Source organism: Gordonia zhenghanii (assembly GCF_021738965.1).
GTDB lineage: Bacteria > Actinomycetota > Actinomycetes > Mycobacteriales > Mycobacteriaceae > Gordonia > Gordonia zhenghanii.
The window spans coordinates 64,474-80,933 of record NZ_JAKKOQ010000008.1 but is presented as its reverse complement, the minus strand read 5'-3'; the positions used below and the strand labels follow the sequence as shown (position 1 = coordinate 80,933).

Sequence of the window (16,460 nt, the reverse complement as noted above, 5' to 3'; positions counted from 1 at the left end):
CATGCCGCTCATCCAGATCTCGCAGACCCAGGGCCTGTCGGACACTGTCAAACGCGAGACGATCGCGTCGGTGACCGAGGCGTACGCGAAGGCGACCGGTAAGGACCCCGACTCGGTATGGGTGACGATCACCGAGATCCCACGCAGCCAGTGGGGCGTCGGCGGGGAGCCGCTCGGATGACCGCGCACACCACCTCGCTGGCGGAGTTCCTCGACCTGGCTGCCGTCCATCGTGTGGTCCCGGTGACCCGCAAGGTGCTCGCCGACTCGGAGACGCCGCTGTCGGCCTACCGCAAACTGGCGGGCGACCGCGACGGCACGTTCCTGCTCGAGTCCGCACCCAACGGCCAGTCGTGGTCGCGCTGGTCGTTCATCGGCTCCGGTTCCTCGGGCCTGACCGTCGTCGACGACCAAGCGCACTGGTGGGGGACGGTGCCGGCAGGCGCGCCGTCCGGCGGCGATCCGCTCGCCGCCCTGGCCGAGTCGCTCCGGCTGCTGCAGACCGAGGCGATCGTCGGAATGCCGCCGCTGACGGGCGGTTTCGTCGGATTCATGGCCTACGACTTCGTGCGCCGCCTCGAGCGACTGCCGTCGATCACCGACGACGATCTCGGTCTCCCGGACATGTTCTGGCTGTTGACCTCCGAGCTGGCGGCCTTCGACCACCACGAGGGCACCATCACGCTGATCGCCAACGCGATCAACTGGGACGGCTCCGACGAGCGAGCCGAGCAGGCGTACGCGGACGCGGTGAGCAGGCTCGACGTGATGACCTCCGCGTTGGCGGCGTCGGCGGCGTCGACGGTCTCGACGTTCGATCGGCCGACCCCCGAGTACACCTCGCAGCGCACCTTCGACGAGTACTCGCAGATCGTCGACGACGTCGTCGAGGCGATCGAGGCGGGTGAGGCGTTCCAGGTGGTGCCGTCGCAACGGTTCGCCCTCGACACCGACGCCGACCCGATCGACGTGTACCGGGTGCTGCGCGCATCGAACCCGAGCCCGTACATGTATCTCGTTCGGGTCCCCGGCGTCGAGCGCGATCCGTTCGCGATCGTCGGCTCGTCACCCGAGGCCCTCGTCACCGTCGCGGACAGGTTGGCGACGACGCACCCGATCGCCGGCACCCGCTGGCGCGGAGCCACCGAAGAGGAGGACCAACTCCTCGCCAAGGGACTGGTCGAGGACGAGAAAGAGAACTCCGAGCACCTGATGCTCGTCGATCTCGGCCGAAACGACCTCGGCCGCGTCTGCGAACCCGGTACCGTCCGCGTCACCGACTACCGACGCGTCGAACGTTACAGCCACGTGATGCACCTGGTCTCGACCGTGTCGGGACGTCTGCGGGACGACAACCAGGCACTCGACGCGGTGACCGCGTGCTTCCCGGCGGGGACGCTGACCGGTGCGCCGAAGGTCCGTGCCATGCAGATCATCGAAGAACACGAGATCACCCGCCGCGGACTGTACGGCGGCATCGTCGGCTACCTCGACTTCGCAGGCGATGCCGACACCGCGATCGCCATCCGCACCGCACTGTTGTCCGGCGGCACGGCGTACGTTCAGGCGGGCGGCGGCGTCGTCGCCGACAGTGACGCCGAATACGAGTTCAACGAGGCACGCAACAAGGCGACAGCGGTATTGAACGCCGTCGCGGCCGCGGGCACCGTGACGCGCGTCGGCGGAGAGGACCGAGCATGACAGGCGAAGGCACGCAGGACGAGCAGACAGGTGGCCGGCGAGCGGCGGCGACCGACGCGGAGATCGCGTCCGCTCAGAAGTCGGTCGGACGTCGACGACAGGGGATCGCGAGCGTTCTGCTGGTCGTCGCCGCGATCGCACTGTGGTCGTCGTCGCGCATGCGGTGGGCCGAGGTCGTCGCCGAGGACGGACTCGGCGTGCCGCGCAACTTCGCGGTGCACGGTTCGGACTGGAGCCCGTGGCTGGTCGCGGTCGCGCTGCTGTTCGTGGCAGGCATCGTCGCACAGTTCGCGGTGCGTGGATGGATGCTGCGTGTCGTCGCCGTCATCCTCGCGATCGCCGCGATCGCGTCGGTGATCCCCGCGGTCTCGCTGATCACCAACGGCGAGAACAATCTGTTCGCCGCGGACGCCATCGACCTCGACCCGAAGTACGACGTGACCGTGATCCTCACGTTCGACACGCCCGCATACGTGTTGATCGCGGGCGCCGTATGCGCGGCGGTCGCGGCAGTCCTCATGATGCGGGGTGCGACGGCCGGTGGGATGTCGTCCAAGTACACCTCACCCGCGGCACGTCGCGAAGAGCTCGAGCGGAAGGTGTTCGCCGACCGCGAGCGTGCCGCTCGTGGCGAACAGGTCGACTCCGACGGCAACGAACGCCTCTTGTGGGACTCGCTAGACAACGGAATGGACCCGACCGACGACCGCGACTGAGTCCGGTCCGCGCGGTGCTTCGAGGGTTGCCAAGGTCGTCGAACTTCGGCACGGTGGAGTCATGAGTGAACAAACGAGTGTCACAGTGGAACGCGTCATCGAAGCTCCGGTCGCCGATGTCTTCGACGTCCTCAGCAACCCGGAGCGCCACGAGAAGCTGGACGGGTCCGGATTCATCCGCAGCATCGACCACGCCGACCGGATCCAGAAGGTCGGCGAGGTGTTCACCATGAACATGGAAGGCCCGCACATGGGCGGGGAGTACAAGACCGACAACCATGTGACCGGGTACGCCAAGGACAAGTTGCTCGCGTGGCAGACCGCACCGGCTGGCGTCCAGCCTCCCGGCTGGGAGTGGGTCTGGGAGCTCGAGTCGCAGGGACCGGACAGCACTCTCGTCCGCCACACCTACGACTGGTCGAAGGTCACCGACAAGGACCTCCTGGAGAAGCTCAAGTTCCCGCTCGTCACCGAAAGCGAGCTGGAGGACACTCTCGGCAAATTGGCAGCCGAAGCCTCCACCAACTGACGAGAACCATCGGACCGGGGTCGCGAACGCGGCCCCGGTTCCGTGCGTTCAGGGGCGGCGTCGCGCCGCGCCTTGTCGCCCTCGGGTGCCGGAAGTTCAGTAGCCGGAGTCGTCCGGGCTGTCGTGGTCTTCTGGGCTGCCGGGACCCTCTGGGCCGGCTGCCGAGTCCGGGTGAGGGCGAGTCCGGATCGTCCGCAGCTGCTCGAGCACATCATCGGTAGGAACGAGGCGTCCGTCAGGTCTGCGGTCGGACGCAGTATCGACGTGGACCTGCCGATGGAGGTCTTCCATGACGGTGTCGAGGTGATGCGCGGTCTCAGCGGCTTCGGCGAGTTGGTCGAGCACCCCGGCGGGTGCGTCACCGCGGTACTTGTAGAAGATCTTATGCTCCAGGCTGGCCCAGAAGTCCATGGCGATGGTTCGGAACTGCAGTTCCACGACCACCGGCACGACGGCGTCGGAGAGGAACACCGGTACCTCGACCAATACGTGCAGACTGCGATAGCCGTTCGGCTTGGGCGTCGCGATGTAGTCCTTGACCTGGAGGACGGTCAGATCTGACTGGCCGGTCAACAGATCTGACATCCGGTAGACGTCGGAGGTGAAGCTGCACGTCACTCGCACCCCCGCGATGTCAGTGATCGACCGAGCGATGGCGTCGAAGGACGGGTCGCAGTCCTTTCTGGCGACCTTGTGGATGATCGACTCGGGGTCCTTGACCCGGGAAGTCACGTGCTCGATCGGGTTGTAATCGTGGAGAAGGCGAAACTCCTCACGCAGGATGTTGATCTTGGTGATCACCTCCTCGATACCGAACTGGTACCGCAGCATGAAGCGGGTGAACTCTGTGCGCAGCTGTGCCAGATCACCCAAGAACCCGGAGTCGCCCAACAACCCGGAGTTACGCAATGAGTTCACGTCGACTTCTGATCCAGGCCCGTTCGGGCCCTGCGCTGAGGCGTGGTTCACGCCACTGACCCTACCGTCGAGCCTCAATGGGTCACGATGTCGTTACTCGACGCCCAGTCGCCCACGTCACGGCCCTCGATGGCGGCAGCCATCAGGTCGGGGAACAGGTCGGGAGTGCACGCGAACGACGGGACGCCGATACCGCTCAACTGGCCGGCGAGGTCGGCGTCGAAGGCTGGCGCTCCCGAGTCGGACAGGGCGAGGAGGGTCACCATAGTGGCGCCAGAGTCGACGATCGCCCGTGAGCGCTCCAACAGTTCGTCGGCCACTCCGCCCTCGTAGAGATCGCTGATCAGGATCACCACGGTGTCGGCAGGCTTCGAGATGCGGTCCTGGCAGTAGGCGACCGCCCGGTTGATGTCGGTGCCGCCGCCGAGTTGGACGCCGAAGAGGATGTCGACCGGATCGTCGAGGTCGTCGGTCAGGTCGGCGACGGCGGTGTCGAACACGACGAGCCGTGTCGCCACCGACGGCAGCGATGCGAGGACGGCGCCGAACACACTCGCGAACACCACCGACTCGGCCATCGATCCGGACTGGTCGACGGCGAGGATGATCTCGCGTTGTACCTGCGATCGACGCCGTGCGTACCCGACGAGCTTCTCGGGCACCACGGTCCGGTACTCGGGCTGGTAGTGCCGCAGATTGGCCGCGATCGTACGGTTCCAGTCGATGTCGCCGGGCCTCGGGCGGGAGGTGCGAGCCGACCGGTCGAGAGCGCCGGACACAGCTTGGACCGTCGCTCTGCGCAGGCGTTCCTCGAGTTGATCGGTGACCGCGCGGACCACGGTCCGGGCGGTCTCCCGAGTCGCCTCGTCCATCACCGAGGTGAGACCGATCAGCGTCGTGGCGAGATGGACGTCGGGCTGAACCGATCCGAGCATCTCCGGCTCCAACAGGAGACGTCGGAGTCCGAGGCGATCCATCGCGTCCGACTGCATTACCTGCACCACCGACGACGGGAAATAGGTGCGGATGTCGCCGAGCCACCGCGACACTCGAGGCTGCGAGCCGCCGAGCCCACCGCGCCGCGGCGCGTCGTACAGATCGCCGAGGACGCGGTCGCGGCCGGCGTCCGCAGCGGACATCGATGCGCGGTCGATGCCGACCCCGTCGGCGTCGTCACCGCCGAGTACGAGCCGCCACCGGGTCAGTCGGTCGTCGGTGTCGGTCATGCGCTCTCCCATCCGATGAGGTGTGCAGTCGCTGCGTACGCCGGCGCGGCACGGTTCCAGTCGATCGCTCGGGTGTCGGTCTGGTCGTCGGCGCGGCGCGACAACGCACGGCCGATGTTGCGGCGCTCGGAGGTGCTGAACTCGGCGAACGTTCGGCGCAGCAACGGCAACAGATCGTCGAACACGTCGGTCGAGACGTGAGCGAACCAGTCGTCCACCACCGCGAGAAGCGCAGCGTCGTGGATCAAGATCATGGCGTCGCCGGTCAGGAAGCCGTCGAGCCATCCCGCGGCGTCAGTCGGGTCGGACGCGGTGGACAGCGTCCGGCTCATCTGTTCCTCGACGACGTCGCGATCGATGCGCCCCGCGTCGAGCAGTATCCGAGTCGCTCGACCGCCGACGAGTCCCGGCGTCGCATCGCGCGCCGTGACCTCGGTGAGGGCTCGGAACCAGCGGTCGGACAGATCGGGGTCGGCGAGCAGCATCAGGCCGCGGTGCGCGGCCTCGATCGAGTCGCGTAGAGCCAGGGCGGCGTCGTCGGCGAGCGCGACGGCCGACGAGGGTAGTCCGACGGCGGCGCGAATCGCGGTGGCCTCCATGACATGACGGACGTCGCCGGTGTCGACGTCGCGGACGTTGCCGTACCGGCAGACACGGGCGAGCGGCTCGACGGCGGCCAGGAGTTCGGCGACTTCGGCGTGCGTCGCGGCCCGATCGGCGAGTGCGGCGACCACGTCGTGTGTCGGTAGGTCGGCGAGCAGGCAGGCGTCGACCAGTTCGGACAGCGCAGGCAGTCGGGTCGCCTCGCGGGCATCGGCTGCGACCTTCGCGGCCGCAGCGGACGCGACGGTCGTTCCGTGCATCCCGGCTTCGACGACAGCGATCGAGAGCGCCGGGTCCCAGGCTAGTTCCCACGCCTCCTTGAACGTGCCGGTGGTCCGGCCGACGTCGGCGAGTTGACCCCAGTCGACGCCGAGGAGCCTCAGCCGATGCAATAGAGTCGACCGTGCCCGGCCGGCTTCGGTTCTCAAGTCGAGGGTCACCGTCTTCGCAGCGGCCGACGGCTTCAGCCGACACGCGCGTTGGCGGCGCTGCAGGTCCGCGGCCAACGGGATCATCGGTGCGTCGTCGGGCACGGCTCCGATGTCGTGGCCGACGACGAGATTCTCGTGCACGAGGCGCAACGGAGTCCGATCGCCGTCGGCGAGGACCGCTAACGAGGCGTCGTCGAGTTCAGCGAGGCCCGGATGCGGACGGCCCCGCAGCGTGGCGAGTGTGCGGGCGACGCGGGTGGCGTCGACGACCGCTGCGGGCGATGCGGCGATACCCTGTTCGCGCAGTTCGCGGGCGGTACGCACCAGCCACGCAGCGGCCGCGGTGTCCGGGGAGTCGCCCCGAGCACGGCTGTCGTAGAGGTGGCGATACCAGCCCGGGGAGGTGACGCCCGCCCCGTATCCGGATTCGTAGGACAGTCGCCCGGCAGTCCATGGGACCCACGCCGCGGCGACCTTGGTCTTCGGTAGTCCGCGCAGCAGTCGGTTGTCGGCGGCAGCGGACGGTCCGTGTGCGAGATCGACGGCGGGTGCATGCCAGGCGCCGCAGACGACGGCGACTCGCTGTGCTCCCGCTTTGACAGCGGCCCGCACCGCTTTGCGCATCGCGGCTTCGCGGACCGCGGTCGTCGCCGCACCCGTCGGCGTTGCCGCAGAGCGGGTGTCGAGGACCTTCTCGTCGTCGACGAGCGCGGCAGGCGCAGGTTCGTCGCGGCGGAGTTCGGCGATCGCCTCGCGCAGGCCGGTGAACCGGTCGACCGCACTTCCAGAACGGTGCTCGACGGCGTCCTCCCACCAGCGTTCCGGGTCGTCGTAGCCTGCCGCCTCCGCGAGGGCGCCGATCGGATCGGTGATCGTCTCGTCAGTGATCTTCTCGTCGGGGACGTCGTCGGACTCGGACGGGCCCTGATTCTGGTGATCCTCTACAGCCGCGCGGATCGCCAGTGACGTCGCTGCAGGCAAGTCGATCCACGCGACGTCCACGCTCGCGTGCAGCGCCCACCGGGTGGCGACCCATTCGGGTGAGAACGCAGCGAGCGGATAGAACGCGGCGCGGCGCGGCTCATCGGCGGCGTACACCAGACCGGCCACTGGCGGGACCGTCTGCGGGTCGGCGAGCAGCGGCAGGATCGGCGTCAGCTCCGGTGGGCCTTCGACGAGCACGGCGTCCGGGCGTAGCTCGTCGAGCGCGGCGGCGACGGACTCCGCCGACCCCGGACCGTGATGACGGATCCCGAGGACATGCACACCGGGGACATGCACACCGGGGACGATCTGGTGACCGGTCACGCGCGTCCCGTCGGAGCTGATCCGAGGTCACGACACGCCCGGTACAGGTCGTCCCAGCCTTCACGTCCGCGGACGACGGTCTCCAGGTACTCGTCCCAGACGACGGCGTCCTGTACCGGATCCTTGACGACGGCCCCGAGTAGACCGGCTGCGACGTCGTCGGCTCCCACTACGCCGTCGCCGAAGTGTGCGGCCAGACTCAGCCCGCTCGTGACGACGGAGATCGCCTCGGCGGTCGACAGCGTGGAGCTCGGCGACTTGATGGTGGTGCGGCCGTCGGCCGTCAGCCCGGACCGCAGTTCGCGCATCACGGTGACCACACGGCTGATCTCGCTGAGCGACTCGAGGTCGGCGGGCAGATCGAGGGATGCGCCGAGGCTTGTGACACGGCGCGTGACGATGTCGACCTCGTCGGCGAGTGAGTCCGGCAGAGGGAGGACGACTGTGGTGAAGCGACGCCGCAGCGCGGACGACAGGTCGTTCACGCCCTTGTCGCGGTTGTTGGCGGTCGCGATCACGTTGAACCCGCGGCGCGCCTGAACTTCGGTGTCGAGTTCCGGGACGGGCAGGGTCTTCTCCGAGAGGATCGTGATCAGTGAGTCCTGGACGTCGGCCGGGATCCGCGTCAGTTCCTCGATGCGTGCGATGGCGCCGGACTGCATCGCGCGCATCACCGGGCCGGGGACGAGGGCGTCGGCCGACGGGCCGTGCGCCAACAGGCTCGCGTAGTTCCAGCCGTACCGGATGGTCTCCTCGCTGGTACCGGCGGTTCCTTGGACGACGAGGGTCGAGTCGCCGCTGACGGCCGCCGCCAGATGTTCGCTCACCCACGACTTCGCGGTGCCGGGAACGCCGAGGAGTAGGAGCGCTCGGTCGGTGGCGAGCGATGCGACGGCGATCTCGATGAGGCGGCGGCTGCCGATGTACTTGGGGGTGATCACAGTTCCGTCGCGTAACTCGCCGCCCAGCAGATAGGTCGAGACCGCCCACGGCGACATCGCCCAACGTGGTGGGCGCGGCCGGTCGTCGACGTTGCGCAGGGCGGTCAGCTCGTCGGCGAACTGCTGCTCGGCGTGGGCGCGCACCACCTCGTCACGAATCCCTGTCTCTGACGTCCCAGTCGTGGTCGGGTCGATGCCGGTCATGCGAAGGCCTCCTGGATGGATCGGACATATGCGTGGAAGGTGACGGCTGTACGCAGCAACGTGGTCCGCTGCGCTCTGAGCCGCGCGTGCTTGGGGTCGGTGTCGCCTGGATGGTTGTCGGCTGCGTCGAGCATCGACTGGACACGTGGCAGGACGGCGGCGGGAACGTGGACGGCGTCGCCGGCCGTCACGAGGATTCCGGACGTCCGCCCGTTTCGGGCGGACACCGGGCGGTCGAGTCGATCGAGGAGGGCGTTGGCGATCGCCGGACTCCACGGCGTCGGCGCCATGCTCAGGAGGTGGCCGAACTCGACGTCCGACTCTTTCGGGAGTCTGGCCAGAACGAAGCGTTCCCGTTGCTCTGGCTCGAGTACCGCGATGAGGTCCGGCGCTCGGACATGTTCGAGGAGTGCGGCCGCCCACTCCATCTCGCGCTGCGCCGCCGCGGCGCGGACCAGCGAGTCGCGCACGGTGGTGTCGGCGACGACGGCCTCGACGATCTGGGCCGGCGAAGCTCCGGCGATCGTCGTCCACGTGGTCAGTGGTGCGTCGGCGACGACGGCGCGCATCGCAGACGAACGGTCGGCGTCCGCTGCGAGCTTCGGCAGCCCATCGCGGACGGCTGCGTCGTCGAGTTCGCGAGGCGGGTCGACGCGGACGGTGAGCGGCCCGTCCGAGCCGAATGTCGCGAGTCGACGGGCCATGCCGGGGTGTTCGACGGTGACGAGCGAACGGAGTCGCTGCGCCATCCGCTGCGAGTAGCGGCTCGTGGGCAGTGATCGCAGCAGCGACCGCGCGGCGTCGCGGACCCGCGCCGACTTCTCGTCGAGACAACCCTCCACGAACGGCTCGTCTGCCTCGGACAATCCGGCTCGCAGCTCGTTGAGTGTCTGTTCCTTGGTACGCGCAGGCATCGCCGCCCACCGCTCGGCGAGGCCGTCCCGAACATCTGTCGGCGGCGCCTGGGGGGAGGGGTGCGGGCTCGACGGTGTGTCTGTGAGCGTGGCGAGCCATCGGCCGCGCTCGCCCCACGCCCCACGCAACGCAGACTGCAGTTCGGGTCGCGTCCCGGCGAGAGCGAGTAGGACGGGCAGTTGCCCGGCAGGCACTCGAACGCCGTGTGCTGCAGCGGTCGTCAGCCACCGATCGAGAAGCGCGAAGCGCATGTCCGGCGGCGACGGCGGCGTCTCGACGAGCATCCGGAGAACCTGTACGGCGCGAGGGGGCGCAAGCGGTTGGTGCTCGGCGGGAGCCGCGGAGATCGCTGTCGCGCGGACGGCTGTCCGGCCGCCCCGGTCGATCGCCGCAGCGAGCGAGGCCTGCGTGAGCAGTGCCTGGGCCGGGTCGAGGTCGGGGTCGCCCGTGCCGAGGACCGGTGGGGGCGTCGGTGCCGGGCGACGGTCCGTGCCGAGGACAGCCGCTGACAACAACTCGTCCGACCACGCCGCGACGGCGACGGGCGCAGGGATCGACCCGCTCATAGAACGGTCACCTCGCCGCCCTCGATCACGGTGAGTGCTCGCAGCAGCCCGCCGTCCAGTTCACCGAACAGCTGATCGGCATGCCCGCCAGTCGCTGCGAGGAGCGCTCGGGTCGGAGTGTCCGGCGTGAGACGGATCGCCGAGCCCGCCGAGTCGACGACATGATCGAAGGCATCGCCCGCCATGGCGACGTCGTCGATGCAGACCGGGTGCCGATCACGCCACGGCACCGTTGCCAGCGCGGCCGCCGCAGCGGCGAGTGCGTCGTCGACGCTGCCGCCGGACCCCAAGGACGCCGCGGGCTCGAGAACCTCCGGCGGGTCGACGAACAGAGCTCGCCGAGGCCGGTGCCCCGGATACAGGGCGATCTCGGCGGCGAGGCGGGCCCCCGCCAACTGCGGCACACCGAGACTCTGGCCGGGACCAGCCGTCTCCAACGTCATGACGATCTCGCCGTCGTCGCCGCGTAGCCATGTCCGCTGCTGTGAGAGTCGCCCCTTCTCGTCGCGGTGCGCGCCGAGCACGGTCCACACGCCGCTTCGTCTCTCGCCGTCGCGGACGAGCGAGGTCGGTGTCGGAAGGCCAACTGCGGCATACAAGTCGGCGACGGACTCAGGGGAGAGGAGGTCGCGGCGACCCCATGCCCGCACGAGCATCCACCACACGCCGACACGCTGAAGAAGTTCGGCAGCGTCGAGTCCGCGCGCGGCGTCGGCTCCGGTGTCTCGGACTCGTTCGGCCAGGCCCGGGAGCTGACCGTCCACCAGGCGCGCGGCCGCGGCCTCCCACCAGGCCACCGGGCGGCGCAGCGCCTGCGACAGCCCGCCTCGCGCGAGATCGGCGAGCCACTGGACGAAGTCGGCGACACCGGCGTCCATCGTCGCCAGCCGTTCGGCACGACGTGCCGCCTGAGCTTCGGGATCAGGCGCCGCGGTCGGTCTGTCGGCGCGTGCCGACCGCTCTGCCCGATCCGACGCCCAGTCGGCTGCGAAGGCGGCGACCTCGCCGCCGTCGATCGCGCCCGCCGACCACAGCAGGAGCAACGCGATCGCATGCTTGCACGGGAACTTCCGACTCGGGCACGAACAGCGATACGCGGGTCCAGTCAGGTCGATGCTCACCTGGTATGGCTTCTTGCCGCTCCCTTGGCACGACCCCCACAGCAGCTCATCGGTGCTGCCGGTCGACGACCACGGACCGGGAGTGGCGAGTTTGCGCCCGGCGGCCACCGACGACGAGTCCGGTGCGGCGGCGAGCACCTTCTCTTGTGTCCACGGCATACATCGCACACTAGCGTCGTCGTCCGACATCGCCACCGATCGTGTCGTTCGAGCCGAGGACACCCCGCGCAGCGGACCTCTGGACTACTTGCCTACTCTTGAGACACAGCGCGAGAAAGGGGCGTCATAGTGAGCGAACAGTCAGTGCTCGATTCCATCATCGACGGGGTCAAGGCGGACGTCGCGGCGCGCGAAGCCGTCCTCGATCTCGCCGCCGTGAAGGCCCTCGCCGCGAAGGCTCCCGAGCCGCGCGACGCCACCGCCGCGTTACGGCAGCCGGACATCGCGGTCATCGCCGAAGTCAAGCGATCGAGTCCGTCCAAAGGGCAGCTCTCCAACATCGCCGACCCGGCCGAACTGGCGAAGGCCTACGAAGACGGGGGAGCGCGCGTCATCAGCGTGCTCACCGAGGAACGACGGTTCAACGGATCGCTCGCCGATCTCGACGCTGTCCGTGCCGCAGTCGACATCCCGGTGCTCCGCAAGGACTTCATCGTCGGCCCATACCAGATCCACGAAGCTCGTGCCCACGGCGCGGACGTCGTCCTGCTGATCGTCGCAGCGCTCGAGCAACAGGCCCTGGCGTCGTTGCTCGACCGTGTCGAATCGCTCGGCATGACGGCGCTCGTCGAAGTCCACACCGAGGCCGAAGCCGACCGTGCACTCGAAGCCGGAGCCACTGTCGTCGGTGTCAACGCTCGTGACCTCAAGACCCTGCAGGTCGACCGTGACGTGTTCTCGCGCATCGTTCCAGGACTGCCGTCCGACATCGTGCGCGTCGCCGAATCCGGTGTCCGCGGAACTGCGGATCTGCTCGCTTACGCCGGTGCGGGAGCCGACGCAGTCCTGGTCGGCGAAGGACTCGTGACCTCCGGCGATCCGCGAGTAGCGGTATCCGACCTGGTGACGGCCGGCGCGCATCCGTCGTGCCCGAAGCCGTCCCGCTGAGGTTCGCCGTGGGCCTCGACTCCGCTCGACCAGCGTTGCTGTCTCGACGGCGGTCGACGAGCGTTGCTGTCTCGACCAGCGTCGCTGACCCGATATTCGATTGCCGTTCCGCGACTTAGACGAGGATGATTGAACCCGTGACCGACCAGACCGACTTCCCCAAGGCCAGTGACGGCGTCGCGAACGTCGCGCCGATCGGACCCGACGAGAGCGGCCACTGGGGCGTCTACGGCGGCAGACACGTCCCCGAAGCGTTGATGGCGGTGATCGACGAGGTCACCGCCACGTACGAGAAGCTGCGCAGCGATCGGGAGTTCCTCGACGAACTCGACCGTCTCCAGCGTGACTACGCGGGACGTCCCTCGCCGTTGTACGAAGCCGAACGGATGAGCGAGCTGGCGGGCGGCGCGCGACTGTTCCTCAAGCGCGAGGACCTCAACCACACCGGCTCGCACAAGATCAACAACGTGCTCGGTCAAGCGCTCCTCGCGCAGAAGATGGGCAAGAAGCGGGTCATCGCCGAGACCGGTGCGGGCCAGCACGGTGTCGCGACCGCAACCGCCTGTGCGCTCCTCGGCCTCGACTGCCTGATCTACATGGGACGTGTCGACACCGAACGCCAGGCGCTCAACGTCGCCCGCATGCAATTGCTGGGTGCGACGGTCGTCGCCGTCGAGTCCGGGTCGGCGACCTTGAAAGACGCCATCAACGAGGCGCTGCGCGACTGGGTGACCAACGCCGACACCACCTACTACTGCTTCGGCACAGCGGCCGGACCGCACCCGTTTCCCATGCTCGTCCGCGATTTCCAGCGGATCATCGGCATGGAGGCTCGGCGTCAGGTCCAGGAGAAGACCGGTGCGCTCCCGGAAGCAGTCGTCGCATGCGTGGGCGGCGGGTCGAATGCGATCGGCATCTTCCATCCGTTCATCGACGACGCCGACGTCCGACTCGTCGGCTTCGAGGCGGCAGGCGACGGCGTCGAGACCGGACGGCACGCCGCGACCTTCACCGGCGGCACCCCCGGAGCGTTCCAAGGCGCCTACTCGTACCTGTTGCAGGACGAGGACGGCCAGACCGTCGAGTCGCATTCGATCTCCGCAGGTCTGGACTATCCGGGAGTCGGTCCCGAGCATGCGTACCTGAAGGACATCGGACGAGCCGAGTACCGCCCGATCACCGACACCGAAGCGATGGACGCGCTGAAGCTGCTGTCCCGCCGTGAAGGGATCATCCCGGCGATCGAGTCCGCGCACGCCGTCGCTGGCGCCCTCAAGTTGGGGCAGGAACTGGGGGAGGGCGCGATCATCGTCGTCAACCTGTCCGGTCGTGGCGACAAAGACGTGGACACCGCCGCGACGTGGTTCGGGTTGTACGGCAAACCGCAGTCGGAGACCGAGTACGCAGCAGCTATCGCAGGGGGCGACAAGTGAACACCGCAACGAGCAGCCGCCTCGGCGACACCTTCGCCGCGTGCCGCGCAGAGAATCGCAGTGCGTTGATCGGGTACTTCCCGGTCGGATATCCGGACCTGTCGACGTCGTTGGAGACACTGCGCACCATGGTGTCGTCGGGCTGCGACATCGTCGAGATCGGCATCCCGTATTCGGACCCGGTGATGGACGGACCGACGATCGCCAAGGCGGCCGTCCACGCACTCGCGGGCGGAACTCGCGTCCGTGACGTGTTCGCCGCGGCCGAGGCAGTGGCCGCCGCGGGCGCCGCGCCGGTCGTGATGAGCTACTGGAACCTGATCCTCCGATACGGCGTCGACGCGTTCTCGCGTGATCTGGCCGCTGCGGGCGGTGTCGGCGTCATCACGCCGGATCTGATCCCGGAGGAGGGTGCCGCATGGCACGCCGCGTCCGACGCCCACGATCTGGACCGGATCTATCTCGTCGCTCCGTCGTCGACTCCGGAGCGGCTCGCGTCGACTGTCGACGCTTGCCGCGGTTTCGTGTATGCGGCGTCGACGATGGGCGTGACCGGCGCTCGATCGTCGGTGTCGAACCTGGCTCCGGAACTGTGCGCCCGCGTCCGCGAGCACTCGGACATCCCGATCGGCGTCGGGCTAGGCGTCCGCAACGGCGACCAGGCTGCCGAGATCGGCGCGTACGCGGACGGTGTGATCGTCGGCTCGGCCATCGTGTCGGCCGCAGACGAAGGACAGCCAGCCGTCGCTGCCCTGGTGGACGACCTGGCGCAGGGCGTCCGCCGCTCCGGCGCCTGACTATCCGCGCTCGAGTCCGACCTGACGTGGGGTCACGTTCGCCGAAGGTCCCACCCGGTGCACTACTGTGGCACGTGTGACTGCCGGACACGTTCTCGCGTACCTACCGAGCCCGCCGCAAGGCGTGTGGAATCTCGGCCCCTTCCCGCTCCGCGCGTACGCGCTGTGCATCATCATCGGCATCGTCGTCGCCGTCTGGTGGAGCGACCGACGGTGGCAGGCACGAGGCGGCCGCCCGGGCGACGTCCTCGACGTCGCACTGATCGCAGTTCCGTTCGGTCTGATCGGTGGCCGGATCTATCACGTCATCACCGACTGGTGGCGATACTTCGGCGACGACGGCAAAGGCCTCGCGGCCGTCTTTCAAGTGTGGGACGGCGGATTGGGCATCTGGGGCGCCGTGGCGTTCGGCGCCGTCGGGGGCTGGATCGGCTGCCGTTGGAAGCGGATCAAGCTCCCGCCGTTCGGCGACGCGATCGCGCCCGCAATCCTCGCGGCGCAGGCCATCGGCAGGCTGGGCAACTACTTCAACCAGGAACTGTTCGGCGAACCGACGACGGTCCCGTGGGGGCTGGAACTGTTCGAGCGCGTCGACCCCGACACCGGGCGCAGCGGCATCGCCGTCATCGACGGTGTCTCGAACGGCAACGTGCTCGAAGTGGCACACCCGACGTTTCTGTACGAGCTGATTTGGAATCTGCTCATCGTCGCACTGCTGGTGTTCGTGGATCGGCGTTTCCAGATCGGCCACGGACGTCTGTTCGCGCTGTACGTCGCGGGTTACTGCGTCGGACGGTTCGGCATCGAGATGATGCGCAGCGACGAGGCCACCCACATCCTCGGCCTGCGCGTCAACGTCCTGGTCTCCGCTCTCGTGTTCCTCGGCGCCGCGTTGTACGTCATGCTGGCGCCCCGCGGGCGTGAGAAGGGCTTGTCGATGTTCTGGCCCGACCGAGCCGAAGAACTCGCCGCCGAAGGGCACCTCGGCTACGTCTCGGCCGAGTTGGACGACGACGAGGACGACGCGTACGACGCAGGCGGGTTTGACGACGAGGACGAGTACGACTCTGACGACGAGGAAGACGACGACCAGGGCTTTGCGGTCATCGACGACGGGGAAGACGGGGAAGACGGGGACGACGGGGACGACTGGGACGACCGGGACGATGGGGACGAAGACAGCGAGTGGGCAGCACCAGTCGATGAAGAGTCCGCTAACGACAATGACGCCGGCTCCTCCGCCGGTGTAGCGGCGGCGGCAGCAGGCGTCGGGACGATTGCCGGGGCGACTGCGTTGACGTCAGACGCTGACGACGACGCTGATCCGACGGAATCGGAACCGGAGACCTCCGACGAGACCGACGACCACGCGATCGACGACCATGACACCGATGGCCATGACGCCGGCGACCATGACACAGACGGCGAGATGCTTGGCGACGACGCAGCCTCTGCCGTCGGGACCGGTGACGATGAAGACTTGGCGCCTGAGACCGCAGACTCTGAGACCGCGGAATCTGAGACCGCGGAATCTGAGACCGCAGAACCTGAGGCTGCAGAGTCCGACGAGTCTGAGCAGGGGATCGCCGACACGGAGCCTGTCGGACCTGAGTTCGGGGAATCTGGGCCAGTGGCACCGGAATCCGACGCAGCCGACACTGCGGACACAGCCGACACTGCGGAACCCGACACCGCCGAGACGCCTGCTGGCGATGGCGCCGACGGCGAGGCCACCGACGCGGACGCCACCGATGCGGACGCCACCGATGCGGATGACACGGGGGGCGAGCCGGGGCCGGGATACACGGTCGTGTCGAACCTCGAGGGGTTCGATTTCGACGAGATCTCCGTCGTCGAACACACGTCGGGACACGAACTCGGCGCCATGGAGATCCGGTCGCGCGATCGCGACAAGTCCAGCGAGAACGACGACTGACTGGCATC

General features: G+C 68.3%; 14 protein-coding genes. 8 read left to right on the top strand and 6 right to left on the bottom strand.

Annotation, left to right across the window (positions count from 1 at the left end; all coding sequences use genetic code 11):
* Position 1 precedes the first annotated feature (1 nt).
* From L5G32_RS10610 to L5G32_RS10595, 4 genes are all read left to right on the top strand, one after another.
* Positions 2-181, top strand: a complete 180-nt coding sequence (locus L5G32_RS10610) for a tautomerase family protein (protein ID WP_237011011.1) — start codon at positions 2-4, stop codon at positions 179-181.
* Complete coding sequence (locus L5G32_RS10605) at positions 178-1,701, top strand: anthranilate synthase component I (RefSeq protein ID WP_237011010.1); 1,524 nt, start codon at positions 178-180, stop codon at positions 1,699-1,701. The genes L5G32_RS10610 and L5G32_RS10605 overlap by 4 nt, the downstream gene beginning before the upstream one ends.
* On the top strand, positions 1,698-2,417 hold the full coding sequence (locus tag L5G32_RS10600) for a TIGR02234 family membrane protein (protein ID WP_237011009.1): 720 nt from the start codon (positions 1,698-1,700) through the stop codon (positions 2,415-2,417). Before L5G32_RS10605 ends, L5G32_RS10600 begins: the two co-directional genes overlap by 4 nt.
* Before the next feature lie 61 nt (positions 2,418-2,478).
* Positions 2,479-2,946, top strand: a complete 468-nt coding sequence (locus L5G32_RS10595) for an SRPBCC family protein (protein ID WP_237011008.1) — start codon at positions 2,479-2,481, stop codon at positions 2,944-2,946.
* Between the two features lie 96 nt (positions 2,947-3,042).
* Here L5G32_RS10595 and L5G32_RS10590 read toward each other — a convergent pair whose 3' ends face one another.
* From L5G32_RS10590 to L5G32_RS10565, 6 genes are read right to left on the bottom strand one after another with little or no spacing between them, the layout of a single operon-like run.
* The gene (locus L5G32_RS10590; RefSeq protein WP_237011007.1) at positions 3,043-3,915 is read right to left on the bottom strand and encodes a GTP pyrophosphokinase; all 873 of its coding nucleotides are present in this window, start codon (positions 3,913-3,915) and stop codon (positions 3,043-3,045) included.
* Positions 3,916-3,938: 23 nt separating this feature from the next.
* Entirely contained in the window at positions 3,939-5,090 is a 1,152-nt protein-coding gene (locus L5G32_RS10585; RefSeq protein WP_237011006.1) for a VWA domain-containing protein, read from the bottom strand.
* Positions 5,087-7,432: a DUF5682 family protein gene (locus L5G32_RS10580; RefSeq protein WP_237011005.1), complete on the bottom strand. Its 2,346-nt coding sequence runs from the start codon at positions 7,430-7,432 to the stop codon at positions 5,087-5,089. Before L5G32_RS10580 ends, L5G32_RS10585 begins: the two co-directional genes overlap by 4 nt.
* Positions 7,429-8,577 carry an ATP-binding protein gene (locus tag L5G32_RS10575; RefSeq protein WP_237011004.1) on the bottom strand — a complete coding sequence of 383 codons (1,149 nt, stop codon included), beginning with the start codon at positions 8,575-8,577 and terminating at the stop codon, positions 7,429-7,431. Before L5G32_RS10575 ends, L5G32_RS10580 begins: the two co-directional genes overlap by 4 nt.
* A complete protein-coding gene (locus L5G32_RS10570; RefSeq protein WP_237011003.1) occupies positions 8,574-10,058 on the bottom strand; it encodes a DUF5691 domain-containing protein in 1,485 nt (494 codons plus the stop codon). The genes L5G32_RS10575 and L5G32_RS10570 overlap by 4 nt, the downstream gene beginning before the upstream one ends.
* On the bottom strand, positions 10,055-11,338 hold the full coding sequence (locus L5G32_RS10565) for an SWIM zinc finger family protein (protein WP_237011002.1): 1,284 nt from the start codon (positions 11,336-11,338) through the stop codon (positions 10,055-10,057). Before L5G32_RS10565 ends, L5G32_RS10570 begins: the two co-directional genes overlap by 4 nt.
* Positions 11,339-11,467: 129 nt before the next feature.
* Here L5G32_RS10565 and trpC point away from each other — a divergent pair, with 129 nt between their 5' ends.
* From trpC to lgt, 4 genes are all read left to right on the top strand, one after another.
* Complete coding sequence (gene trpC, locus L5G32_RS10560; RefSeq protein ID WP_237011001.1) at positions 11,468-12,286, top strand: indole-3-glycerol phosphate synthase TrpC; 819 nt, start codon at positions 11,468-11,470, stop codon at positions 12,284-12,286.
* A gap of 125 nt (positions 12,287-12,411) precedes the next feature.
* Positions 12,412-13,719 (top strand): tryptophan synthase subunit beta, encoded by a 1,308-nt coding sequence (gene trpB / locus L5G32_RS10555; RefSeq protein ID WP_237011000.1) that lies wholly within the window; start codon positions 12,412-12,414, stop codon positions 13,717-13,719.
* On the top strand, positions 13,716-14,516 hold the full coding sequence (gene trpA / locus L5G32_RS10550; RefSeq protein WP_237010999.1) for a tryptophan synthase subunit alpha: 801 nt from the start codon (positions 13,716-13,718) through the stop codon (positions 14,514-14,516). The genes trpB and trpA overlap by 4 nt, the downstream gene beginning before the upstream one ends.
* A gap of 76 nt (positions 14,517-14,592) precedes the next feature.
* Positions 14,593-16,452 carry a prolipoprotein diacylglyceryl transferase gene (gene lgt, locus L5G32_RS10545; protein WP_237010998.1) on the top strand — a complete coding sequence of 620 codons (1,860 nt, stop codon included), beginning with the start codon at positions 14,593-14,595 and terminating at the stop codon, positions 16,450-16,452.
* Positions 16,453-16,460 lie beyond the last annotated feature (8 nt).